Annotated in this window: 15 protein-coding genes and 1 tRNA gene; 11 read left to right on the plus strand and 5 right to left on the minus strand. The window is 57.4% G+C overall.

Features of this window, described 5'->3' with window-relative positions:
* Positions 1-288: 288 nt before the first annotated feature.
* Positions 289-1,920, plus strand: a complete 1,632-nt coding sequence (locus tag OHL11_RS15775; protein ID WP_263372499.1) for a hypothetical protein — start codon at positions 289-291, stop codon at positions 1,918-1,920.
* A 37-nt stretch (positions 1,921-1,957) separates the two neighbouring features.
* On the opposite strand, the gene OHL11_RS15780 is transcribed toward OHL11_RS15775, so the two are convergent.
* A complete protein-coding gene (locus OHL11_RS15780; RefSeq protein WP_263372500.1) occupies positions 1,958-3,064 on the minus strand; it encodes a phospholipase D-like domain-containing protein in 1,107 nt (368 codons plus the stop codon).
* 188 nt (positions 3,065-3,252) lie between these two features.
* Between OHL11_RS15780 and OHL11_RS15785 the strand changes: the two genes are divergently transcribed.
* Positions 3,253-4,305 (plus strand): hypothetical protein, encoded by a 1,053-nt coding sequence (locus tag OHL11_RS15785; protein WP_263372501.1) that lies wholly within the window; start codon positions 3,253-3,255, stop codon positions 4,303-4,305.
* Between the two features lie 9 nt (positions 4,306-4,314).
* Here OHL11_RS15785 and OHL11_RS15790 read toward each other — a convergent pair whose 3' ends face one another.
* Complete coding sequence (locus OHL11_RS15790) at positions 4,315-6,213, minus strand: ABC transporter ATP-binding protein (RefSeq protein WP_263372502.1); 1,899 nt, start codon at positions 6,211-6,213, stop codon at positions 4,315-4,317.
* A gap of 117 nt (positions 6,214-6,330) precedes the next feature.
* Here OHL11_RS15790 and OHL11_RS15795 point away from each other — a divergent pair, with 117 nt between their 5' ends.
* The gene (locus OHL11_RS15795; RefSeq protein WP_263372503.1) at positions 6,331-7,500 is read left to right on the plus strand and encodes an MFS transporter; all 1,170 of its coding nucleotides are present in this window, start codon (positions 6,331-6,333) and stop codon (positions 7,498-7,500) included.
* A gap of 39 nt (positions 7,501-7,539) precedes the next feature.
* Positions 7,540-7,616: transfer RNA gene (locus tag OHL11_RS15800), tRNA-Met, on the plus strand.
* A 351-nt stretch (positions 7,617-7,967) separates the two neighbouring features.
* On the opposite strand, the gene OHL11_RS15805 is transcribed toward OHL11_RS15800, so the two are convergent.
* Entirely contained in the window at positions 7,968-12,743 is a 4,776-nt protein-coding gene (locus OHL11_RS15805; RefSeq protein WP_263372504.1) for a DUF3320 domain-containing protein, read from the minus strand.
* A 166-nt stretch (positions 12,744-12,909) separates the two neighbouring features.
* Here OHL11_RS15805 and OHL11_RS15810 point away from each other — a divergent pair, with 166 nt between their 5' ends.
* From OHL11_RS15810 to OHL11_RS15820, 3 genes are read left to right on the plus strand one after another with little or no spacing between them, the layout of a single operon-like run.
* Positions 12,910-14,442: a type I restriction-modification system subunit M gene (locus OHL11_RS15810; RefSeq protein ID WP_263372505.1), complete on the plus strand. Its 1,533-nt coding sequence runs from the start codon at positions 12,910-12,912 to the stop codon at positions 14,440-14,442.
* Positions 14,439-15,554, plus strand: a complete 1,116-nt coding sequence (locus tag OHL11_RS15815; protein ID WP_263372506.1) for a restriction endonuclease subunit S — start codon at positions 14,439-14,441, stop codon at positions 15,552-15,554. Before OHL11_RS15810 ends, OHL11_RS15815 begins: the two co-directional genes overlap by 4 nt.
* A 2-nt stretch (positions 15,555-15,556) precedes the next feature.
* Positions 15,557-18,955, plus strand: coding sequence for a DEAD/DEAH box helicase family protein (locus OHL11_RS15820; RefSeq protein WP_263372507.1), 3,399 nt, complete (start codon positions 15,557-15,559; stop codon positions 18,953-18,955).
* 487 nt (positions 18,956-19,442) lie between these two features.
* Here the strand turns inward: OHL11_RS15820 and OHL11_RS15825 are convergent, their stop codons facing one another.
* Positions 19,443-20,042, minus strand: a complete 600-nt coding sequence (locus OHL11_RS15825; protein WP_263372508.1) for a TetR/AcrR family transcriptional regulator — start codon at positions 20,040-20,042, stop codon at positions 19,443-19,445.
* 136 nt (positions 20,043-20,178) lie between these two features.
* Here OHL11_RS15825 and OHL11_RS15830 point away from each other — a divergent pair, with 136 nt between their 5' ends.
* Positions 20,179-20,931, plus strand: coding sequence for an SDR family NAD(P)-dependent oxidoreductase (locus OHL11_RS15830; protein WP_263372509.1), 753 nt, complete (start codon positions 20,179-20,181; stop codon positions 20,929-20,931).
* A gap of 49 nt (positions 20,932-20,980) precedes the next feature.
* On the opposite strand, the gene OHL11_RS15835 is transcribed toward OHL11_RS15830, so the two are convergent.
* Complete coding sequence (locus OHL11_RS15835) at positions 20,981-21,982, minus strand: AraC family transcriptional regulator (RefSeq protein ID WP_263372510.1); 1,002 nt, start codon at positions 21,980-21,982, stop codon at positions 20,981-20,983.
* Positions 21,983-22,103: 121 nt separating this feature from the next.
* Here OHL11_RS15835 and OHL11_RS15840 point away from each other — a divergent pair, with 121 nt between their 5' ends.
* From OHL11_RS15840 to OHL11_RS15850, 3 genes are all read left to right on the plus strand, one after another.
* Positions 22,104-22,838: an SDR family NAD(P)-dependent oxidoreductase gene (locus OHL11_RS15840; protein ID WP_263372511.1), complete on the plus strand. Its 735-nt coding sequence runs from the start codon at positions 22,104-22,106 to the stop codon at positions 22,836-22,838.
* A gap of 117 nt (positions 22,839-22,955) precedes the next feature.
* A complete protein-coding gene (locus tag OHL11_RS15845) occupies positions 22,956-23,558 on the plus strand; it encodes an NADPH-dependent F420 reductase (protein WP_263372512.1) in 603 nt (200 codons plus the stop codon).
* A 44-nt stretch (positions 23,559-23,602) separates the two neighbouring features.
* On the plus strand, positions 23,603-23,998 hold the full coding sequence (locus OHL11_RS15850; protein WP_263372513.1) for a nuclear transport factor 2 family protein: 396 nt from the start codon (positions 23,603-23,605) through the stop codon (positions 23,996-23,998).
* Positions 23,999-24,118: the final 120 nt, after the last annotated feature.

Raw genomic sequence — 24,118 nt, forward strand, 5'->3', positions numbered from 1 at the left:
TGCTACGACTCCAGATGGTGAAAAACCACGATGCAGATGGGTATCCTTGACAAGAAGGCGCGGCGACGAATGATCGCGCCCGCCTGAATCACGGTAGCAATCCACTGGTCCCTGCAGCACGCCGTTTCCTGTTTTGCTCCCGTAGCTATTTCCTCTTTTTGCTCAAGGAGATCTTCGTTGCCTTTCTCTCATCGACCCCGACTTCTGTTGGGCGCGGCCCTTTGCTGCACGCTGTCCCTCCCTGCCCAGACGAAACGCACATCCAAGCCAGCCCATCACGATACCAGCGTGCAGGCGCAGCTCGACCGCCTGGAGCACGAACTGAAAGCGCAGCACGACGAGATGCAGGCGCAGATCGACGCACTGAAAGCGCAGCTGGCAGCGCGCGAGAATGAAGCTACGAGCGCTCGCGCTGCGACCGTCGCCGCGCAGCAGCAAACGATCGAAGCTCAGCAGAGCACAGCCGTAGCCGCTCAGCAGACGGCCGAAACGGTAAAGGCTCTCGAGCAGACGCAAGCGAACACAGCGGCACAGGTTGCCGAAGTTCACGCCCAGCAGACCGCACTCAAGGTGCAGGTAGAACAGCCAACCGCGTTCCATTACAAGGGGCTGACCCTCACTCCGAGCGGCTACATCGCAGCTGAAAGTGTCTGGCGCGCGAGCGCGCTGCACGCGGACATCTACACGCCCTATAACCTCACGCCATACTCCGGAAACGCGGACTCCAAGGTGACCGAGTGGGTGCCGAGCGCACGCCAGACGCGCTTCGGCGTCATGGCCGAAGGCATGGCGGGCAAGACGCCGCTGAAGGCATTCGTCGAGACAGACTTCCTCTCTGCGGGTACGACGTCCAACGCGCTGCAAACCAATAGTTACACCCTGCGCCTGCGACAGGCGTGGGTACAGGCGACGCTCGGCAAGACCACGCTGAATGCCGGTCAGATGTGGACACTTGCCACGGAGAACAAGAAAGCCGCTCTCGCTGGACAGGAGGCGCTGCCTGCCACCATCGACAACAACTTCAACGTCGGCACGACCTGGCTGCGTCAGCTCGGCTTCCGCGTGCAGCAGCAAGTAACTCCGAGCTTCACGCTGGCATTGGCGCTGGAAAGTGCGCAGTACCAATTTGCAGCGTCGAACACGCCCAACAACTTCTTCTTCGGAGGGAACGGCGTCTTTCAAGGCTTGAACAACCAGACGTTCCAGTACACCAACCAGCTCGCTCCGGACATCATCGTAAAGGCGTCCTTCGATCCTGGCTGGGGGCATTACGAACTCGGTGGCATCGGGCGCTTCTTCCGCGATCGCTACTATCCCGACGCCTCTGCGACCAATGCGAAGAACGACACGAAATTCGGCGGTGGACTGATCGCCAACGCGCGCATGCCCATCACGAAGAAGCTTGACCTTGCATTGCACCTCGTTGCCGGAGACGGCACCGGACGCTACGGGGCTTCGTTACTTCCGGACATCACCGTGCATCCGGACGGCAGGCTGGAACCGCTGCGGAATGCGCAAGGTCTCGCGTCCTTAGAGCTACACCCCACGCGTTCGCTCGACTTCTATGGCTACGGTGGCGTGGAGTACGTGCAGCGGACCTACTATCGCAGCAGCACAGGCACACTCGTTGGTTACGGTGTACCCACGGCAGACAACTCCGGCTGCAACACAGAGGTCACGCCTTCCGCAAGCGGCACACCGGGCTTCAACCCGGGCAGCGGAACCTGCACCGGTCACACGCGTCGTCTCGCAGAAGGACAGTTCGGATTCTGGTATCGCCCCGTCCAGGGACCTGCGGGCAAACTACAGCTTGGAGCGGCCTACGGCTACCTGAACCGTGCCGGCTGGACAGGTGTTGGCGGCGCTCCGCAGACGAGCAATCACCTCGTATGGACCAGCATCCGCTACATCCTGCCGTAGAAGTCATCCGCGGTGGCGTAAGATCGCCGCCGCGGAGTTACTTCTTATTGAGCGCAACCTCCGCGCCCGCAGCTGCACTCACCAACTCACGCAAAACGTCTTTCACGGTGCTCTCCATCTCTTCATGGAAGGCTTCGCGGACAGCTTGTGCCACCTCCGCTGGTTCAAAGGAAGCGTCCTTCTGGTCTACAACCTTGTCGAGCACCTGCTCGATCATGGGCTTCACCGCAACGTGCTTCGCCACGGCCTTGGCGACCTTCTTCGCTGGAATATTGATGGCCTGCACGAGCGCGTCATTCTCGATGAAAACCTCAGACTTCTTCCAGTCTTTCTCGAAGATCTTCTCCATCTCCGCGACCACGCTGCTGTCGCGAAAGGTGATCCCGATCTCGCGCCGCGCCTCAAGCTCCAGCCGTCGCAGACTCTGGCTGCCCACGAACGCGTGTTCACCGTCACGCATGATCGCACGCAGATGCAGTCGCCCAGCGAGCTTGCGTACTGGGATTGAACGGGCCTTCGATGCAGCGCGAGAGAGCACGCGAACCTCCACGCCCTCAGACATCTTCTTATCAAGCAGACTCATGAACTCGCGATCACTGAACTTCATCTCGTAGAGGCAAAGACTCTTGCGAGCGCCTTCGACAAAGTCGATGAGCCGCTCGCGCGCGTTGACGGGGCTCACGACGAGATCCTTGTTGCCCGACGTATATTCTTTGCGGTGTGCGTCCGCCTCGAATAGACGGACCGCCTCACGAACCACGCCCGGCTTCTTCGTCACGATGCCAAAGGACCTGCTGAGGTCAATGTCGAGATGCGTGAAGTTGTAGCCGAAGATGTAGAGAGTGCGATCGTCAATGATCATCATCTTGCCGTGATAACGCACGAGATCGTTGTTCGTTCGCATCACGGTGATGCCGCGCTCCAAGAGCCTCATCTCGAGCTTGCGGAGGTTTTTCTCCTCGCCCTGATTGGTATATGCGATCAGCGCTTCGACGGTGACGCCGCGCTCCACGGCCTGCACCAGCGCCTTCTCAATCTCCACGCGGTCAAAGCGGAAGATGAGAATGCGGATGCGCTTCTCTGCCTTTGCGAGGCCATCGAGAATCGGTTTGATCCCGTCTTCGGGTTGCACCAACAGTTTCAAGCTTGTGGCTCCTTCATGAGCGACCGTTTCTTTGAGGGAGTCATTCGAGTTGCCGGCCACGATTTCTCTGACTACATAGAAGATGCAGAGCCGAATCTTCAGGATGTTTTTCGGCGACGAATACCTCTCAGGAGACGAAGTTTGCTTCTAACCAGACTGTTAGAAAAACTCTTGGAGTCAGGTCGCCCATGTCCCACTTCCGCTATCTCTCGTTCGCCGTTCTCGCACTTCCCCTCGCCCTTCCCCCGACAGTAAAAGCTCAATCTCCTGCGCCACCGCAGGCGAAAGCGAAGAAGGACAATGATCGGACGTTCCATACCGCGCAACTGCGTCATGCCAAGCTTCGCGAGGCGCAAGCCAATGTGAGTTCACTCGACCTCTTCCTCGGTCCGGGAGGGGCGGATGGGCAACCGAAGCCACCTTTCACCTTCATCGACGAAGACAAGAACGGCACGAATCCCAAGCTGAACGCCAAGGACGCCACAGGCCAATCATGGCGCGTGAAGCTCGGCCCAGAGGCCCGCCCCGAAGTCGTCGCAACTCGCCTGCTTTGGGCGATGGGCTACTTCGTCGAGGATGACTATGTCCTTCCAGAGGCGACGGTCTCAAACCTCCAGATGAAGAGAGGCAAAGGTGAGATTGCCGAGAACGGCTTGATCAAAGACGCACGCTTTGCGCACAAGCCCGACGGTCAGAAGAAGGCTGGCATCTGGGAATGGAAAGCAAACCCATTCTTTGGAAAGCGTGAGTTCAATGGCCTTCGCGTGATGATGGCGTTGATGAACAACTGGGACCTGAAGGACGTGAACAATGCCGTCTTCGTCGACAAGGATAAGCACCAGCAGTACCTCGTCGTGTCGGACATCGGCGCAACCTTCGGCGGTAATGCATTCAATCTTCCGATCGCAAACTCGAAGGGAAACATCGAAGCGTACGAAAAGTCAGGCTTCATCGATAAGACGCACGACGGCATGGTCGATTTCGCAACTCCGAAGGCCCCCGGCGCAGCATTGCTGAAAACGGGCGGCACGCTCGTTGGCGAATACTTTCACCGTCGCGGCTTCGATTGGATTGGCAACAACATTCCCGTTGAAGATGCTCGGTGGATGGGAGAGCAACTGGGTGCGCTGTCGCACCAGCAGCTTGTGGACGCATTTCGAGCCGGCCATTTCCCTGCCGATGAGGTGGATCGCTACGTGATCGTCGTGGAGAACCGCATTGCTCAGCTCAAGCACCTCTAGTGCTTGAGCCTAGAGTGCGGGAACGTGCTCCGCCTCATTGAACTGGATATCATGCAGCTTGCGGTATTCGCCTTGCTCCAGTCTCATGAGTTCGTCGTGCGTTCCGCACTCGACAATTTTTCCAGCAACAAGCACAAAGATGCAGTCCGCCTTACGAATCGTTGATAGCCGATGAGCTACGACGAGAGAGGTCTTCCCTTCCATCAAGCGATCCAGAGCTTCGAAGACGAGCTGTTCACTTTCGGCATCGAGCCCTGAACTCGGCTCGTCGAGAATGAGCACCGGACTCTTCCGCACCAGCGCACGAGCTATCGCGATGCGTTGTCGCTGACCGCCTGAGAGCGTCAGACCACGTTCGCCGACCTCCGTATCGAACTTGTTCGGAAGCTTGTCGATGAACTCGGTGGCGTTGGCAATGTCTGCGGCACGCTTGATCTCTGCACTCGAAGCAGCGGGATTGCCATAGGCAATGTTGTCCCAGATCGTACCGCTAAAGAGCACGGTGTCCTGCAACACAAAGCTAATCTGATCGCGCAGCGACTTCTGCTGCACGGTCTTTACATCGAGACCATCCACTTTGATCACACCCGCATCGGGATCGTAAAAGCGCGGTACCAAGTTGATGATCGTCGACTTGCCGGATCCGGTTGGGCCAACCAGAGCGACGGTCTGGCCAGGCTTCACACGGAAGCTGATGTCATGCAGGATTTCGCACCCACGGTCATAGCCGAAGCTCACATGATCGAACTCGATGTCGCCCTTCAACGGTGGCAGCGCCTTCGCATTCGGGGCGTCGCACATTTCACCGCTGCTTTCGACGACCTCCTTCACGCGCTCATAGCCGACATCCGCCTTCGAGTAGGAGTCCATGATCTTGGAAATGTCCTGCATGGGCTTGTACATCTTCGAGATGTAGTTCAGGAAGATGAAGATCGATCCACCCGTCAACCCGGATGACACGGCATCGCGCCCGCCGTAGTACAGCACCAACGCAGTGCCGATGCCCACAACGATGCTCACGATCGGCACCAGCTTCGCCTTCATCGTGCGCGCGCGCAGCGCCGCCTCTACAGCCTCCAGGCTCTCGCCCTCCAGGCGCTCTACTTCATAGGACTCTCGAGCAAAGGCCTTAACCACGCGCACGGAGGTCAACACCTCCTGCACGACGGAGAGCATCTTCCCTTCCTGCTTCCGCTGCTCACGCGAAAGCTTCTTCACCTTGCGCGTGTAGACGTAGACGATCGCAAAGAGAACGGGCACCACGGCAAGGGCGATCAGCGTGAGCTTGACGCTCAGGTAGAAGAGCACGCCGATCATGCCGATCAGCGTGGCCAAATCCACCAAAATGCTCAGCAGACCTGAAACGATGAATGTCTGAATCGAATCGATATCGCTCGTGACACGGCTGATCAGGTCTCCGGTCTTCGAGTGATCGTGGAAGCTCAACGACAGGCGCTGCACCTGCGCGTAGAGGCGGCGACGCAGGTCATGGGTGACCCACTGGCCCACGGTCGTGGTCACATACTTCTCGCCGTAGGTGCATACAGCACCCAGTACGGCGAAGAGAAGCGTCGCGATGCATGCGAATAAGAGGATCGACTGTGCGCTATCGCCCGCGTAGTGGTGGATGACTTGGTTGAGCCAGCCCTTCGAAGGCTTGTGGCTGATGACGTCATCGAGCACCACCTTCAATGGCCAGGGCTGCAGAAGATCGGCCGCGCTCTCACCGGCAATCGCGAGCAAACCGAGCACCAGCTGCTTGCGGTGCGGCCGCAATAACTCCAGAAGGCTCAAGCGATTTCGCTGCGTCTCGGACTTGGATGTTTCCAGCATGTATGCGGAGTTGGATGCGCACACGCCGAGGCTGATTGCCAGAATGCTGAAAATTCCACGCTCGGCGTCGGACAAGATCGAACCTGCAGCTCCCCTATGAGCGCCTGCGATAGCCTTACAACAACTCGTATGCCGCCGCCTTCCTCTCAAATCGTTGCCCCGCCGAGCTTTCGCGGAAGTTTTGCGGTCCTCATGACTTGTGTTGGGGCACTTGCGCTTACCGCTCTCGACCGTGGGCTGCTTGGCAGCGCATGGCCACAGATGCGTGGCGAGTTGCACGCCACCAGCGCGCAGTACGGTTCGCTCGTTTCTGCATTTTCGATCACCTACGCACTGGCCGCGCCGCTCTACGGACGCCTGCTGGATCGCTATGGGATGGCGCGCATTTTCGTCACATGCATCTGCGCCTGGACGCTCTGCAGCGTCGCCACGGGATTCGCGCACACCTTCCGGCAGCTCGTTCTGCTCCGCATTCTGCTGGGTGTCTTTGAAGCCGTATCTCTACCCGCGATCGGATGGGCGTACGCCGCATTTCTGCCCGCAGAAGAACGTCCACTCGGCACCGCCCTCACACAGATAGGCCTGACGGGAGGAAGCATCGGCGCGGTGCTTCTCGCCGGTTGGTCCGCAGAGCGGGGCCAATGGCGCAGCGCGTTCCTCTTCACCGGCATAGTCAGTGCTGTGTGGATCATCGCGTGGGCCGTCGTGGCTCATCGCCGCGTCGACGAGCGGCGGCTCCAGCAATCAACAACTCCACCAACCCCATTACTGCGCTTGCTCATGCGAGCCGATACCTGGACGCTCATCGTTGCATCGCTTTTCACGATGCCGATCTACAGCTTGTGGACAAACTGGACCACCATCTTCCTCGTACGCGATCGCGGCATGACACCTGCGGCAGCTAACCTCGAACTCGCATGGCTCCCTCCGCTCTGTGCGATCGCGGGAGGCATCGCAGGAGGAGTCGTTGCTACACGACTCTCTCGCGAGCGTTCGCCACAACGCGGACGCTTTATCGTCTTCGCCTCAGCAAGCATCCTCCTGCCCGCGACGTTGTTCGCCTTCACGTCGCATCACGCGATCATGTCTGCGATCGGCATTGGGCTCAGCCTGTTCATCACGCTCTGCATGAGTGTCAACCTTTACGCGATGGCCGCAGACTTGTGTGGCGCGGAAAACGCAGGGCTGATGTTCGCGTTGTTGACCATGTCCTATGGCTTCATGCAAACCTTCGTCTCTCCACTCATTGGCAGGTGGGTAGATCGCCATAGTTTTACTGCGGTCGCGATCGGTGCGTCCCTATTGCCTTTTATCGCCACAGCTCTTCTGCGATCAACAGTTACCCACAGCCCAGAGCCCTGAAGCTTTGACAAACCTCTAACCCTGTCGTAATCTCATAAGTGCGGGGTGGAGCAGCCCGGTAGCTCGTTGGGCTCATAACCCAAAGGTCGTAGGTTCAAATCCTACCCCCGCAACCAAAGAATCAATAAGTAGAAGCAGCAAGACCCCATTATCCCCCAATCGGAAATGGCTCCCAGAAGACCTTCACTCTTGAAGGTCTTTCGTGTTTTTACGTCCTCCCCTTCCCAATAGCAACGGCTCCCCAAAGACCAGCCCAACAACCTGGCTGTTTGCCTTGCGCTTGGAGTCCGTCATCGCTCGTCCATAGATGTTCATCGTCGTCTGGATCGAAGCGTGGCGCTCCAGTCTCATCGAGCCAGGAGCGATAGGTGTGGCGGAACGTGTGCCAACCGCTTCCCTCCGGGAGACCAATGAGTTCGGCGACCCTGCGAAGCTGACGCTTCTTCCTAGAAGTTCGGAACGCTATATCAATGGGCTCGGGTGGATACATCCAATGCCTCTTGCAAGCGCTTTTGAAGATCCGATCCGACACGTTTGAAACCTAGATAACGCGATGCAGCTCGGATGAGCTCCGCATCAGTGCCGCCTCCGTTGTCGGTCCGCGCATATCCGAGTGCCGCCTGCAGCTCTAAAAGCGAAATGTACTCTGCTTTCAGTACTGTCCCCTCTTCTTGGGACCGGTCGCGCACAGGCGGATTCTCCTTTTGCGCTTGGATGAACCAGAATTGCGACTCGCAAAGTAGCTCTGATTCAGACCGCGCCGCTCGCTTGAGGGCCGCTGTTACAGCCGCGACAATACGAGCACCCGCACGCTCCTTACCGAAGCACGAAGCGACACGGCGGGCAACTTCGTCTTCGTGAATCGGCCCTTCTGCAGTGACGATGCTCAGAGCCGTTTTCTCCAGGAGTTCTGGGCTCGCCTCGTGCGGTTCCAGCACAGAGTCCACTGAGTAGAGGGTTCTCGTATACAGAGGAATTTTGCGGATGGATGTTGTCTCCGACGACGGCGTCTCAGTGATAGCGGCATCACCATCTATCAAGACTTCAGCTGAGGAAGCGACCAGCTCATCCTCTTCTTGAACTGAATGAGGATCACTCTCGAGGTTCAGTGCAGCGAATAGAGCTTCTCGCAAACGCTCTATTTCCAGTGGCCTACGATAGAACCAGTCTGTACTCCATACCCTGTGAAACTTCCATCCGAGATGCTCAAGCACCTCCTGACGCATGCGATCTCTCTCGCGCGCCCACAATGCATGATGATACGTAGCTCCATCGCATTCGACGGCGAGTAGATAGGTTCCCGGACGTGAGGGGTGCCGAACACCGATATCAATACGAAAGCCACTTGAGCCAACCTGCGGATCTGCCAAAAAACCCATCTGACGAATCACATCGGCTACGTCCTGTTCGAGTGCGGTTTCCGCATCCTCTCCTGTCGGAGCATCTTGTTCAAACTTTCCGTTCTTTGCAAAATCGAGGTACCGCTTGAAGATACGGACACCTTCACCTCGCGCCCTGCTGAGATCGATCTCGGAAGGATCGAAAGAAGCGAAGACTTCGCAGCGGAGGCGCGCACGCGTAAACAAAACATTAAGGCGACGTCCACCGCCTTCACTATTTACAGGCCCAAAGGACAAACTGCTGAGCCGGCCGCCCGCCACGACGGGACCATAGCAGACGCTAATCAGGATGACATCACGCTCATCACCTTGAATGTTCTCGATGTTCTTCACGAAAACACTTTCCCTTGATGACTCACTCAGAAAAGCATCAAGCGTCTTGTCTGAGCGTCGGGCAAGTTCCAACAGTTCCGTAATCAGGTTCCTCTGCGACACGGAGAAAGTAGCAATCCCCAGGGATTGTTTCGGATTCAGTCGCGCGTGTTCTGCGACTTTCCGGACTAGAGCTTCCCCTTCGAGACGGTTGTCCCGCTTGCCACCTCGGTCATACACACCGGATACCTGCGTGAAACAGAGTCCGAAGCGGGGATCGTTTTTGAGGGGCGAGGGTAGCAACACCAATTCGTTGTCATAGAACTCCGCGTTCGAGACCTCGATCAGAGATGGATCTTTCGAACGGTAATGCCACTTCAACATACGCCGACCTAGTCCGCGCGCCTCACAAAGGGTGAGGATACTCTCCATCTCCTCAAGCTTCGCAGCTCCCTCCAACAGATCTTCGCCCTCATCTTCATTCGCCTCATCTTCGCGGTTGTCACCGTCCAGCAGGAGTCTGTCAAAGAAAGAGGTGGGCGGAAGCTGCCGAGGATCGCCAACGACGACGACCTGCTCTGCGCGGGCTACCGCTCCGAGGGCATCTTCTGGACGCACCTGACTGGCTTCATCGATAACGAGAAGGTCGAATTTGAAGATGCCCGGCTGCAGGTATTGAGCCACAGAGATCGGGCTCATGAGCAACACTGGTTTGATTCTCTGAATGGCACCTGGGGCGCTATTCATAAGCCGTCGCAGAGGGATGAGCCTGCGCCGTTTCGCAATCTCGCCACGCACTACTTTCATCTCGCCGAGGGCACCCGTCGGCACGTGAGAGAGGTGCTTGTTCCGAATATGCGTAACATTTTCACGCAGATGATTGCGTTCCAGATTCGCGAATGTTCTTACGAGCTCATGGCGGTCAATGCCATCCAATTCCTGCAGAAGAGGATGGAGAGAGCGAGCCTCCGACCAGAGTCTTTCTGCTCTAGCAAAACGCAGTTCGACGGCAGCGGCATCAGGCTGCAATGCTCCGGCGTGCATCTCAGCCACGATGGACTCAAGCCCCAAATCGATCATCTTTGCACGAGTCCGTGCCGAACTCGCCCACGAAACATAGTCTTTGAGGTGAGTCTGCAGCAACCGCAATTGCTCTAATGTTTCAAGCAGCGAGACCTCTGAGACATTGCCAGCTGCCCAGCGTCTCATGTCCAAACTGAGGGCATCACAAGCCTGCTCAAGCAGACGCTGCGAGCCTGGCGCGACCCTTTCCAACTCTGAGGTAAGAGCGCCTAGCTGAGAACGATCTTCAGAGAGCGCAATAGCGCGCTCGATGGAAGCGCTCAAAGCAGATCGCTCTATTTGGGAAAGCCAACTCCCAACAGGCAGCAAAGAGGCGAAGTCAGTTTGTTCCCCTCGCCATACTGGTCCGATGCTTTGCGCGCAAAAGAGTTCATCATCCTTGAGCTTCTTGCGGAGGGACTGCACATGAAGGAGTTCCTCTACCAGCGCCAATCTTTCAGCCGCTGATTTCGGAAGAGGCCCCTTCAGATATCCGCCGAGTTGCTTTGAAGCCTGCTTGTAAGAACTGCCCCATCGACTAAAGAAGGATTTCTGTCCGGCTGTGAGAGGAACGCGCAGATCGAACACTGGAGCATCCAGCGCCTGTTCCAGAAAGCGAGATTGCGCCGCATTTGCAGCTTCTTTCCAGAGCTTTCCCGCCTCCAACGCCTCGCTAAGTCGCGCACGATCAGTCGCCCCCATACAAGCTCTTGCCGCAGATGTGCTGGTTGATGGAAGCGTCGCAATTGTGTGCAAGAGATCAAGAATGGTTTGCGTGTCGGATACCTTAAGTGTCCGCTCGATACCCAAAGCCGCCGCACATCCTTCAAGCGCACCTCGCAATGAATCCAACGCGGCAATGGCTTGATCCAGCAATGCCGCTGCCCGGGCGAGGTCCGTAGGCTGGAGATCGAGACGCTTCAGCGCCCGCAGCGGATTCGTATCGGGTGAGCCAAGAAGCGCGACGTGCTTTCCATACTCATCGATGAGTCTGCAAAGATCTTCCTCGTCTATCCGAGTCATGGTCAGAAGCTTGTCCGAGGCAAACTTCGGCGGCGTGTACCCCATCCCCAGATAGCGAGCTTGCCGTGCGAGAACGCCAATTCCGGTTTCTCCTGAATTACCAATCGGCTGGTGCAAAGCCTCAGCGATGTTGTTCAGCCGATCTCTTACAGCGGTGAGCTGTTCCGGCTCACCGGGCATCCGTGGGATCGCTTGTGCTGCATCCAGCGTTCTGCTCAGTTCTTCCAGAACGGCTTTTCTGTTCGCGGACTTCGAATGCAGTTCAAGGCAAACATCGCGCATGCCTACCTTCACCAAGCGGTCATACACCACGGAAAGTGCGGCCATTTTCTCCGCGACGAAGAGTACCGTCTTGCCTTCGCGAACAGCGGTCGCGATGATGTTGCAAATTGTCTGCGACTTGCCGGTGCCCGGAGGTCCCTGGATCACAAGGTTACGACCGGAGCGCACCTCTTCAATGGCGATCGCTTGCGACGCGTCAGCATCAACGACATGGAAGAGCTTCGCTGGAGGAAGGGCTTCGTCCAGGTGCTTATCCAAATCTTCTGAAATCTTTGCTCCCTCAAACCCCTCAAAGAGCAGACCGCGTGTCAGTGCGTGGTTCTTCAGCGACCCATGCGGCCAGGAATCTGGCGACAGATCTTGGAACATCAGCAGCTTCGAGAAGGAGAAGAATCCCAACTGCATACCGTCCCGATCAATCGACCAAGACGGCCGATGAGCAGTCGCCTCGGCCACCAGATCGAAGTAGCTGGAAGGCGTCCACTCTTCCTCGACATCAAGCTCAGGAAGCTGAATTCCGAAATCATCTCTCAGTCGGATCGAGAGCGGGAGGTTCGAGATAAGGTCCTCGTCTCTCATGCGGATGTCGAACGTCGAGGTCCGTTCATTACGGACAAGGTCAACTGGAAGCAGAATCAGCGGGGCGACACGCGGCACCTTAGAGGTTTTGTCTTCGTACCAGGTCAAGAAACCCAACGCCAGATAGAGGATGTTCACGCCTTGCTCTTCTTCGGCGGTGCGGGCTTCCTGTGCAATCGAAAGCAGCTTCTTCTGCAGCCCGTCCGGCCCCAGCGGCGTCTCCAGAAAATCATCGGTGAACCGCGACGGGTCCATCGACTCCACCGGATCAGGTAGCGCCAACGACATCTCTTTGGAGTCCGCCGTCTTGTCCGTCCCACGCGCCAGGAAGCGCATAGTCTTGTGTGCGCTCAAGGTCGCATACACATCTTCCGTGCGTTCGTTGATCAGGTTGAGAATCGGCCCGCGTGTGTTCGAACGATTCACATGGATCAAACGGTTGCGCGTTCCAGTCTCCACGAGACGGCGGCGGGCTTCTTCGAACAGGCGAACGACCCCATCGTCATGGGGAGTTTTTGAAGAGGCAGTTACTCGATCAAGAATTTCCAATGTCGCTCCAGAACCGCGCAGCATTACGACAGGCATTACGACTGCAAATGAGGGATTTCCATATTGTTTATGCGGAGGCTGTGGTAGCGCAATGACATTTTGCAGTCTCATCACTGCCCCATGGCAAAACCACCACTTAGGTCTTGCAGCCCCACTCCAAATAGGTGCATCCCCACGTATTCCAATGCGATAGTGGTAGTGCATGCTAACTGGCGAAATTCGTAATCAAATCGACCGCATCTGGGACGCCTTCTGGTCCGGCGGCATCGCCAACCCGGTCGATGTCATCGAGCAGATCACTTATCTGTTGTTTCTAAAGCGTCTGGACGAGGTTCAGGAGCTGGAAGAGCGCAGGGCCACGCGCCTCGGCACCCCGCTTGCCCGTCGCATCTTCCCCGAGGGCAACGACCCCAAGGGCGTGCCCTACGAGGACTTCCGGTGGAAGCGCCTCAAGAACGCCTCCGCCCCGGAGATGTACACCCGCTTCGCCGACCACATCTTCCCTTGGCTGCGAACCATGGGTGACGGCACCACCTACGCGCATTACATGCGGGACGCCCGCTTCACGATCCCGGAGTCACTGATCGCCCGCGCAGTGGACCTTATCGATAACGTCCCCATGGACGACCGCGACACCAAGGGCGACGTTTACGAGTACATGTTGGGCAAGCTGGCCACCTCCGGCACCAACGGCCAGTTCCGCACGCCGCGCCACATCATCCGCTTCATGGTCGAGATGATGGCCCCCACGCCCAAGGACGTAATGGTGGACCCCGCCGCCGGCACCTGCGGCTTCCTCATGGTCACTGGCGAGTACCTGCGCGACAACCACGCAGAGCTTTTCGCGAACGACAAGCTCCGCAAGCACTTCAACGAAGAACTCTTCCACGGCTTTGAGAACGACGGAGCCATGCTCCGCATCGGCAGCATGAACATGCTGCTGCACGGCGTGGAGAACGCCGACATCCAGCGCCGCGACTCGCTCGCGCAGGACCACTCCGGCGAGGACGAGAAGTACACGCTGGTGCTGGCCAATCCGCCCTTTGCCGGGTCGCTCGACTACGAGAACGTCGCCAAGGACCTGCAGCGCGTCGTCAAGACGAAGAAGACCGAACTGCTCTTCCTCGCGCTCTTTCTCAGGCTCATGAAGCCGGGCGGACGCGCGGCGGTCATCGTGCCGGATGGCGTGCTCTTCGGCTCCAGCAAGGCACATAAGGAGCTGCGCCGCCTGCTCGTCGAGGAACAGAAGCTGGACGGCGTGGTCTCACTGCCCTCGGGAGTTTTCCGTCCCTACGCGGGTGTCTCGACCGCGATTCTGTGTTTCACCAAAACCAACTCGGGCGGTACGGAGAACGTCTGGTTCTACGACATGCAGGCCGACGGCTGGTCGCTCGACGACAAGCGGCAGGAGCTGCTGCCCTTTGAGAAACTGGGCTCCGCACCAGCCGAGGCCCTCACCGAAGCCGAGCACGCGAAGAACAACCTGCCTGACGCCTTGACTCGCTGGAAGCAACGCGACGGCTCTGAGCGCGAACGCCCACGTACCGCGCAGAGCTTCTGCGTGCCCAAGAGCGAGATCGCCGAGAACGGCTACGACCTGAGCCTGAATCGCTACAAGCAGGTGGTCTACGAAGAGGTGGAGCATGTACCGCCTCAGCTCATCCTGCGCGAACTGATGGACTTGGAGAAGGAGATCGAGGCGGGGTTGAAGGAGTTGGAGGGAATGCTGCGGTGAAACACGGCTGGAAACAACTGCCCTTTGAAGAGGTCATCGAAGATTGCTCGTCGGGGAACCCAAAGGTTCTTCAGAGTTCTTATCAGCCCTCGGGAAAAATCCCGGTCGTGGATCAGGGTAAGGAGTTGATTGCTGGCTATGTCGATGACGCGTCGCTTAGGTGTAAGGAGAAGTCTCCAAGAATAATTTTCGGAGACCATACCCGTATATTCAAATTTATCGACTTCCCATTCTGCCTTGGTGCCGACGGCGTAAAAGTTCTTCGCCCAAAGATCGAAGCTGACACCAAATTTCTCTTCCATTGCCTGCGGGCACTTCAGATCCCCGAAGCGGGATACAGCAGACATTACAAGTTCCTAAAGCGCATGCCCGTTGTTCTTCCACCACTAGCGGAGCAGCGAAGGATTGCGGAGATTCTGGATCAGGCGGAGGCATTACGGGCCAAGCGCCGCCAGGCTCTCGCCAAACTCGACACCCTCACCCCATCCCTATTCCTCGAAATGTTCGGCGATTCAGACTCTAACCCAAAGGGATGGACGAAGAAGAAGCTTGTCGATATCTGCTCAACAATTACTGATGGAGAGCATCAGACACCCAAACGTTCAAATTCTGGATTCAAGCTCCTGTCAGCAAGGAATGTTAGGAACGGGCATCTAGACTTTTCCGATGTTGATTATGTTGACGAAGTCGAGTTCGAGCGGATCGTCTCGCGTTGCCGTCCACAAAGAAACGATGTTCTTATCTCATGCTCGGGAACCATTGGACGCGTCTCCGCGATTCGTACTGATGAAGGCTTATGCCTAGTTCGCAGCGCTGCACTTCTGCGACCTATTAAGGAGAATGTCGACACCGATTTCCTTGAAGGATGGCTGCTACAACCTTGGATGACTCGAATGATGATGAGTCGTGCGAATGCCTCTGGGCAGCCGAATCTCTTTCAGAACCAGATAAAAGAGCTTCCTATCCTTGTACCTCCGTTGTCTTTACAGCACCAGTTTAGCGTTCGGGCAGGAGCTATCCGCGAGCAAAGAATAAAGTTCGAAACTGCATTCGACGAGGGAGATAAACTGGCTTCATCTCTTCAGCACCGTGCCTTCCGAGGTGAACTCTAATCATGTCAACCAACTTCGGCTTTCTGCAAAACGAATGGCCGCAGATTTACGAGTCTGCGGTGAAGGCCGAATCGTTTGCCATTCCTGATCCCGGCACAGCGTGCTTCCATGCGCGGCGCACGCTGGAGCTGGTGATGCACTGGCTCTATGAGAGCGACAGTCGCCTGCGCCTGCCGTACCAGGACAATCTCGACGCTCTGATCCACGAACCAACCTTCGTCAACGTGGCCGGTTCGCGCATCCAGACCAAGGCGCAGCTCATCAAGAGCATCGGCAACCGCGCCGTACATGCCGACCGCCGCGTCACCAGCAAGGACGACTCGCTCAACGCCGTGCGCGAGCTCTTCCACGTCACCTTCTGGATGGCACGCACCTACGCCCGCGGCGCGAAACCAGCCGACACGCTTCAGTTCCTCCCAGTCTTGCTGCCAGCGACCTCGCCAGTGCCTCCTGCGACGAAGGCGAAGCTGCGGGAGCTGGAGTCCACTCTCGCCGAGAAGGACGCGAAGCTCGCCGAACTGATTACCGGGCAGGCTGCGATGGATGCCGAGTTGCAACAGCTTCGCGCCGAGGTAGCCGAGGCCCGCAAGCGTAACGAAGCTGCCGCCGACACCCACGACTACAACGAAGCCGAGACACGCGACGCCTTCATCGACATGCTGCTGGCCGAAGCGGGCTGGTCGGGCTTCCAGCATGGCCGCGACATCGAGTACGAAGTGAGCGGTATGCCCTCCGACAGCGGCGTCGGCTTTGTGGACTATGTGCTGTGGGGCAAGGATGGCAAGCCGCTGGCCTTGGTCGAGGCCAAGCGCACCCGCAAGAGCCCACTCGTGGGCCAGCAGCAGGCGAAGCTCTATGCCGATTGCCTGGAGGCGAAGTTCGGCCAGCGACCGGTCATCTTCTACACCAACGGCTACGAGCATTGGATATGGGACGACCTTCAGCATCCTCCGCGCGAAGTGAGCGGCTTTTACACGCACGATGAGTTGGAGCTGTTGGTGCAGCGGAGACAAACGCGTAAGCCGCTCTCGGCCGTGGAGATCGACTCCAGCATTGTCGAGCGCTACTACCAGACCCGCGCCATTCGGAAAGTAGCCGAACGATTCGCGACGGACAAACAACGCAAGTCGCTGCTGGTGATGGCGACCGGTTCCGGCAAAACCCGCACCGTCATCGCACTCTGCGACCTGTTGATGAAGGCCGGGTGGGTAAAGCGTGTGCTCTTCCTCGCCGACCGTGTGGCACTGGTGAAGCAGGCCGCGAACGCTTTCAAGGAGCATCTGCCCGCATCGTCGCCAGTGAATCTGGTTTCGGAAAAAAGCGAGAGCGGACGCGTCTATATCTCGACCTACCCGACGATGATGAACCTCATCGACCATAAGCGCGAGGACGGCACGCGGCGCTTCGGCACGGGCTACTTCGACCTGATCGTGGTGGATGAAGCGCACCGCTCGATCTACCAGAAGTACGGCGCGATCTTCGACTACTTCGATTCGTATCTCGTCGGCCTGACCGCCACCCCAAAGGACGAAGTCGATCGCAACACCTATCGCCTGTTTGCGCTCGAAGATGGCGTACCCACAGACGAGTATTCGCTGGACGACGCCATCAAGGACAAGTTCCTGGTGCCACCCAAGGCTGTCTCTGTCCCGCTGAAGTTTCAGCGGGAAGGTATCAAGTACAACGAACTCAGCGAAGAGGAAAAAGATCAGTGGGACGCGCTCGAATGGGATGAAGAAGGCGAAGTCCCCGACCAGGTAAATGCCGCCGACGTAAACAACTGGCTCTTCAACAGAGACACTGTGGACAAGGTGCTTCAGCACTTGATGGAAAAGGGTGAGAAGGTGGCTGGGCGCGAGCGGCTGGGTAAGACGATCATCTTCGCCAAGAACCACGAGCACGCAGAATTCATAGCCAAACGCTTCGATGAGAACTATCCGGAATATGCTGGTCATTTCGCGCGCGTCATCGACTTCAAGGTGACGTACGCACAGAGCCTAATCGACAACTTCTCGCAGCCGGAGAAGGCGCCGCATATCGCTATCTCGGTAGACATGCTGGATACAGGCATCGACGTGCCTGAAGTGGTGAACCTTGTCTTCTTCAAGCTGGTGCGCTCGAAAACGAAGTTCTGGCAGATGGTCGGGCGCGGAACACGTTTGTCGAGAGACCTGTTTGCCCCGGGCAAAGACAAGCAGTTCTTCTACATCTTCGACTTCTGCCAAAACCTGGAGTTCTTCAGCCAGAGCCCCGAGACGACAAACGGCTCTACTGCCGACTCATTGAGCAAGAAGCTCTTCATCAATCGACTCGACTTGTTGGCCGCGATAGAGAACGTACTCGCCCACGAGATTCCAGAGAATCTCGAAGCAGAAAGAGCTCTGCGTGCAGATATCGCAGCAAGGTTGCAACGTGAAGTCGCTGCGATGACCTTGGAGAACTTTCTCGTGCGCCCGCACCGGCGACTGGTGGAACTCTTCGCGAATCCCGAGGCGTGGGAGTCGCTCACAGAAGAGGACCGCACGGCCTTGAGCCGCGAGGTTGCCGGGCTACCATCCGCGCTGCCGACAGAGACTCCTGAGGCCAAGCAGTTCGATCTCCTTATGCTGAGAATGCAGTTGACGCTCTTACGCGGCGAACCCGGCTTCGAACGAATGCGTGAAAACGTCCAGACCATAGCTCGCCTGCTTGAGTCTCAGGTAGCGATCCCGGCAGTGGCTGCGAAACTTATTCTCATTCAAGAGATTCAGTCCTCGCCATTTTGGGAGGACGTGAATGTTGTCGCGCTGGAGCAAGTGCGTAAGGGGTTGCGCGATCTCGTTCAATTCATCGAGCGGCGTCGCCGCGCCACGGTCATCACCGATTTTGAAGATGAAATCCGCGAAGGCTCCACGATTGCATTGCCGGGTACATCCATTGGTGTGGACATGGATAAGGTTCGAGATAAGGCGCAGGCTTTCCTGCGAAAGCATGAGAACGATCCCGTCCTGCATAAGCTGCGCTTCAACGAAGCGCTGACTCCCGAAGATCTGGAAGAGTTGGAGAGGATATTTACGGCAGAGGGTAGCACTCTTGAAGAGATCGACGCCGTGAAGAAGGAAACACAGAGCCTCGGTCTATTTGTAAGGTCGCTGGTTGGATTGGACCGAGAGGCGGCAAAGATGGCCCTTTCGCAATTCACGCAATCAGGGACGCTGACTGCAAACCAGATGGAGTTTGTGAACTTGATCGTGAACCACTTGGCGACCCGCGGTGTGATCGAACTGGGTCGCCTCTATGAAAGCCCGTTCACCGACGTACATTCATCCGGGCTCGATGGACTCTTCAAGGAAGAATCGACCCTGGCTTTGCTTACGGCATTGAAGGCGGTTCGACAGAATGCGATGGGGATGCCGAATTAAGCTGGCGTCTCCATGACGCGGCATATTTCGCGCGCTTTCTCGTCTGCTGCGCCTCTACTGGCGGCGAGATCTGAAATGGAACGACGTCAACGGGCACGCTCACCTGAGTTTGCGATGCAGGCCTCCGAAACCGCTCGAGCGATGCCCCCGCCGGAAGACTCAGGACCAAGGCTCCGCATGCAGCGAGCGGAAACCATATCTTCAGTACGTAGGACTTGAAGTTGTGGACGAGGTAGTCGCGTTTGCGGGCACGCTCTTGCCGCAGGATGTCGAGCTTCGGGTCTCTGCCCGGTGTTGACGGAAGTGGCCACCAGAAGACCTTCACTCTTGAAGGTCTTCTGGTGTGTTTTACGTCCCCACTTCCAACTTCAATGGCTCTCAAAGACCAGCCCAATCACCTGGATCTTTTGCCTTGCGCTTGGAGTCCGTCATCGCTCGTCCATTGCCTGTTATTCCAGCTCGACCGTGAGCGCTTCGGCGATTTCTCTCAGCTCGATTGTCGCTTTTTCGAGGGGTGTTTCTGAGGCAGATCATTGCTTGTCTGAGATGTGAGGATGGCACTCGCGATGATGTGAAAGAGCTGATCGGCCCGTGGTGCGAAGGAGGGTTGATCGACAGCCCAGCCGAGCGCTGTCATCAGGGCGAACAGATCATCTCCATTCATATCCGCACGCGCCGTTCCGGCCTTCTGCGCACGAAGCAGAAGCCTGGCGCTCGCGGAATGAATCGCTGCGCAGGAAGCATAGAGAGCAGAGTCAGCATTCGTGTGCGCAGAGGCCATGAGCGTGACAACGCCCTTATAGCTCTGAACGAACTCCACCCATTCGCGAAGCCACGACACGAGCGCCTCTTCCGGCGCACTGGCCGTTTCAAGTTCCTTTGCTTTGTGCGTCAGCGCATCCAGGTTCGTGCAGAGTAGGGCTTCGTAGAGGGCTTCTCGCGTCGGAAAGTGACGAAGAAGCGTAGCCAGGCCAACACCGGAACGACGCGCGATATCGCGCATGGATGCACTGCTGCCCTGCTCCGTCAGGACCTCTCGGGCCACTGCAAGCACCTGGCTGTAATTTTTTCTGGCGTCGGCGCGCATAGCTCCTTGACAAATGGATCACTGATCCACATACTGAGGTTGTGCATGTGGATCACTGCTCCAGATGCTTTCTGAATCATACATTCCCTGCCTGATTCAGGAAACACAAGAAGAGCAGCGATCAGAGGAAGTCATCATGGGAAAGCTTGAAGGAAAAGTTGCAGTCATTACGGGCGGAAGCAGCGGGATTGGTTTGGCCACAGCGAAGCGCTTCGTTGAAGAAGGTGCGCACGTCGTGATCACCGGCCGCCGCGAGAAAGAACTCCAGGACGCCGCGGCCTCGATCAAGACAAACGTCACGGCAGTTCTTGGCGACGTGGCGCGTCTCGAAGATCTGGACCGTCTTTACGCCATCGTGAAAGAAAAGCACGGTCACATCGACATTCTCTTCGCGAACGCGGGTGCGGGCACGATTGCGCCACTGGCAGTCGCTTCAGAGTCCCATTTCGACCAGACCTTCGACGTCAACGTAAAGGGCATGTTCTTCACGGTGCAGAAGGCGCTGCCTCTCTTCAACGACGGCGGCTCGATCATTTTGAACTCTTCCGTCTCGAACGTGAAGGGGCTTGCTGGGTTCACCGCCTATGCTGCAAGCAAGGCGGCGGTGCGCAACTTTGCGCGCGGCTGGACGATGGAACTTTTAGGCCGCAAGATCCGCGTGAATTGCATGAGCCCCGGCGCTATCGAGACTCCGGCGTTAGAGACGACGACAGGCCTTACGGCAGAACAGGCCAAGCAGGCTGCCGAGCAGTTCACCACGATGATTCCGATGGCTCGCCGCGGCAAGCCCGAGGAGATCGCGGCGGCTGTCACGTTCCTCGCTTCCGACGAAAGCTCCTACATCACCGGGATCGATCTCCCTGTTGATGGAGGCATGGCGCAGGTCTAACGCTGGCGCGGTCCTGTGCCTGGCATGAGCCAGTCGCAGGACCTGCGACTCATCGGCCTATCGCTTCAACAGAATCGGAAGCATCGCGACCATCAAAGCCACGTTTGAGGAATTCCCCGGTGTTAGCGCCGACCACTCGTTTGAACGCCTTGCTGAAGGCCGCATCGGACTCGTAACCGACCAACCGGGCAACATCGATGAGCTTTTTGTCGCGCTGCTCGAGTAACTGCATCGCCTTTTGCATACGCCACGCAGTCACATATTCCAGCGGTGTTTGTCCCAAGACTTCTTTGAACCGTGCAGCGAAGGCGGAGCGAGACATCCCTGCCACTTCTGCAAGAGATTCGACCGTCCAAGGTGTGTCCACACTCTTGTGGATCGCGGTGAGGGCGGTACCCAGTTGAATGTCGAAAACGGCACGAAGCCATCCTTTGTTTCGCTCTGGTTCCGAAGCGATATGCGCTCGGAGAATCTGGATGAAGAGAACCTCCGCGAGCCGTGTCGAAACGACTCCCGATCCCGGTGCCAGCTCGGCCATTTCAGACGCCAGCGCCTGAAGCGTGTTGTGAAGAGCAAGAGTACGAACCTGGTCCGACTTGATCAGGATGAAGTTCGGCAAGAGTTGGGAGATTGGCCTCAAGCTGGCGCGATCAAAACGGAAGGAGCCACACACGATCGTGGTCGGGGCGCCACCGCCACCATAATGAGCGACTTCGTTTACCACGGTAGCGGCAACCTCGCCAAAGGTGGACCGCGGACGTGTTCGTGGGCTGTCGCTCATAACGATCGAGGTGTTATGGCCGAGGAGGAAGCAGTCGCCGCCGGTGAGGGGGATCGGATCGGAAACACCTTCCACCTTGAGCCAGCAGTTGCCACGCGCCAGCATCGCGAAGTGAACGACGTCCGTCTGTGGATCTGTTTTGCCTGATCGCGGAACCCGCTTCTCTGCTGGCTTTTCGTGGACCAAGCCCCACGGGGCAGTAGCTTCCAGTCTGTGCTGACCGAAGGCTGTAACGTGCATCGTTCTGAAGATATCGCTGATCGGATCCACGCACTACTCCCTGATCTGGACGAACGGACAAAATCTATGGACGCTGGAGCAGTTCGCGTCCAGCTACAAAGCACTCTATTCCTCTGTAGTGGATGCTGGACATCCACCGAAGGGAGCACATATGGGAAAGCTTGAAGGAAAAGTTGCAGTGATCACGGGTGGCACGGACGGCATGGCATTGGCCAGCGCCAAGCTGTTTGTGGAGGAGGGTGCCTACGTGTTCATCACGGGGCGCAAGCAAGAGACGCTCGATAAGGCGGTAAAGCTGATTGGCCGGAACGTGACCGGTGTCCAAGGTGACGCGGCCAACCTCGAGGATCTTGATCGCCTGTTCGAGACCGTCAAGCGGGAGAAGGGCAAGATCGATGTCCTCTTCGCGAGCGCAGGCATCGGCGAACCCGTTCCCCTCGGACAGATCACAGAAGAGCACTTCGATATGACGTTCGACCTGAACGTGCGCGGCACCCTCTTCACGGTGCAGAAAGCGCTGCCGCTCTTCAACGATGGCGGATCGATCTTCATGACCGGATCGAACGCTGCGGCGAAGGGGTTTCCCGGCTTCGGCGTGTACGCGGCGAGCAAGCTGGCGTTGCGGTCGTTCGCTCGTACCTGGCTAAACGAGCTCAAAGAACGGAAGATCCGCGTGAACCTGTTGGTTCCGGGCGCGATTGCCACAACGATGCAGGAATCCGTTCTCACTCCGGAAGCGAAACAGTACTTCGAGTCCCTGATCCCGCGGGGATCGATGGGGCAACCTGAGGAAGTGGCGACCGTCGCGCTGTTCCTTGCTTCGAACGATTCGAGCTTTGTGAACGGGCAGGAGTTGTTCGTCGACGGCGGAATGACGGCTATCTAAACGTCTGTCCGCCTGTTCGTTGCTGACCTCTCGTTGCTTCGGGAGGTCAGCCGCCACTGAATCTAAGTTCCGGCCTTCTAAGGCTGGGGATTTAACTCAACCGCAACTGGAGACATCATGAGCTACGCAATCGTAGGATTTGGAAAGATCGGCCAGGCACTGGCCCATGCCTTCGCCCGGAAGAACATCGACGTGACTGTCGCGAGCCGGCGGTCGCCCGAAGAGTTGGCGCCGCAGGCTCGAGCGATTGGCCCAACCGTAACCGCCGGGGCGCTACAAGAAGCACTCAAGGCCGACATCATCTTCCTCGCGGTCTTATTCGATCAACATGCTGCCGTTGCCAAGGCACTCCCGAATTGGGATGGCAAAACGATCATCGATGTGACGAACGCCTTTGGTGTGGCTCCAGAAGATCTGGATGGGCTCCCTTCTTCCGCCTTCGTGGCGAAAGCCTTCACCGGCGCGAAGCTCGTCAAGGGCTTCAATCACCTGGGTGCAGCCAAACTGGCAACCGATCCGGTCATAGAAGGCGGCCACCGCGTCGTCTTCTTGTCGAGCGATGACGAAGATGCGGTCCCGGCTATTGATGCGTTGGCAAGAGAACTTGGCTTCGCTCCCGTCAAGCTCGGCAAGCTCAGCGAGGGTGGCGCGCTCGTGCACGCACGAGGCCAAGTCTGGGGTCCGCTCATCTTTCAGGACTTGTTCAAGAAGCAGCAGTAACGATCTTCCCCCCAAGCTGACACCGATGAAAGAAGGAGATTCAGATGAGCATTGAGGACAATGTGCAGGCTGTGAAGGATTTCTTCGCAGCAATCGGCAGCGGCGATAAGGAACGAGTGTTGGCCTTAGTCGCCGAAGATTTCGAGTGGATTATTCCCGGCGAGGGCTGGCCCTTGGCCGGTACGCACCGCGGGCACGCCGGACTGGCGAAGGTGCTCGAAAAAGCCTCAAAGGAAGTCGAGATGACCTACCCCAAGCCTCCTGAATTTGTAGCTCAAGGAGACAGAGTGTTAGTCATCGGCGTCGCTACCGGCAGGATCAAAGCCACGAACAAAACCTTCAAGGACGACTGGGTCTTCGACATCACGGTTCGCAACGGCAAGCTGACGAAGATCCGTGAATATATCGATACGCAGGCCCTGGCAAAGGCCTCGGCATGAGTCGACCAATGAGAGTGCTTCGAGGAAGTCATGAGAGCGAAGCGTCTTGGACAAGTAGGAATCAACAACAGCACGTTAGAAGAGCCGACGCAGTCATCGTCGGCTCTTTCACATTTTCTA

Source organism: Granulicella cerasi (genome assembly GCF_025685575.1).
Classification (GTDB): Bacteria; Acidobacteriota; Terriglobia; order Terriglobales; family Acidobacteriaceae; genus Granulicella; species Granulicella cerasi.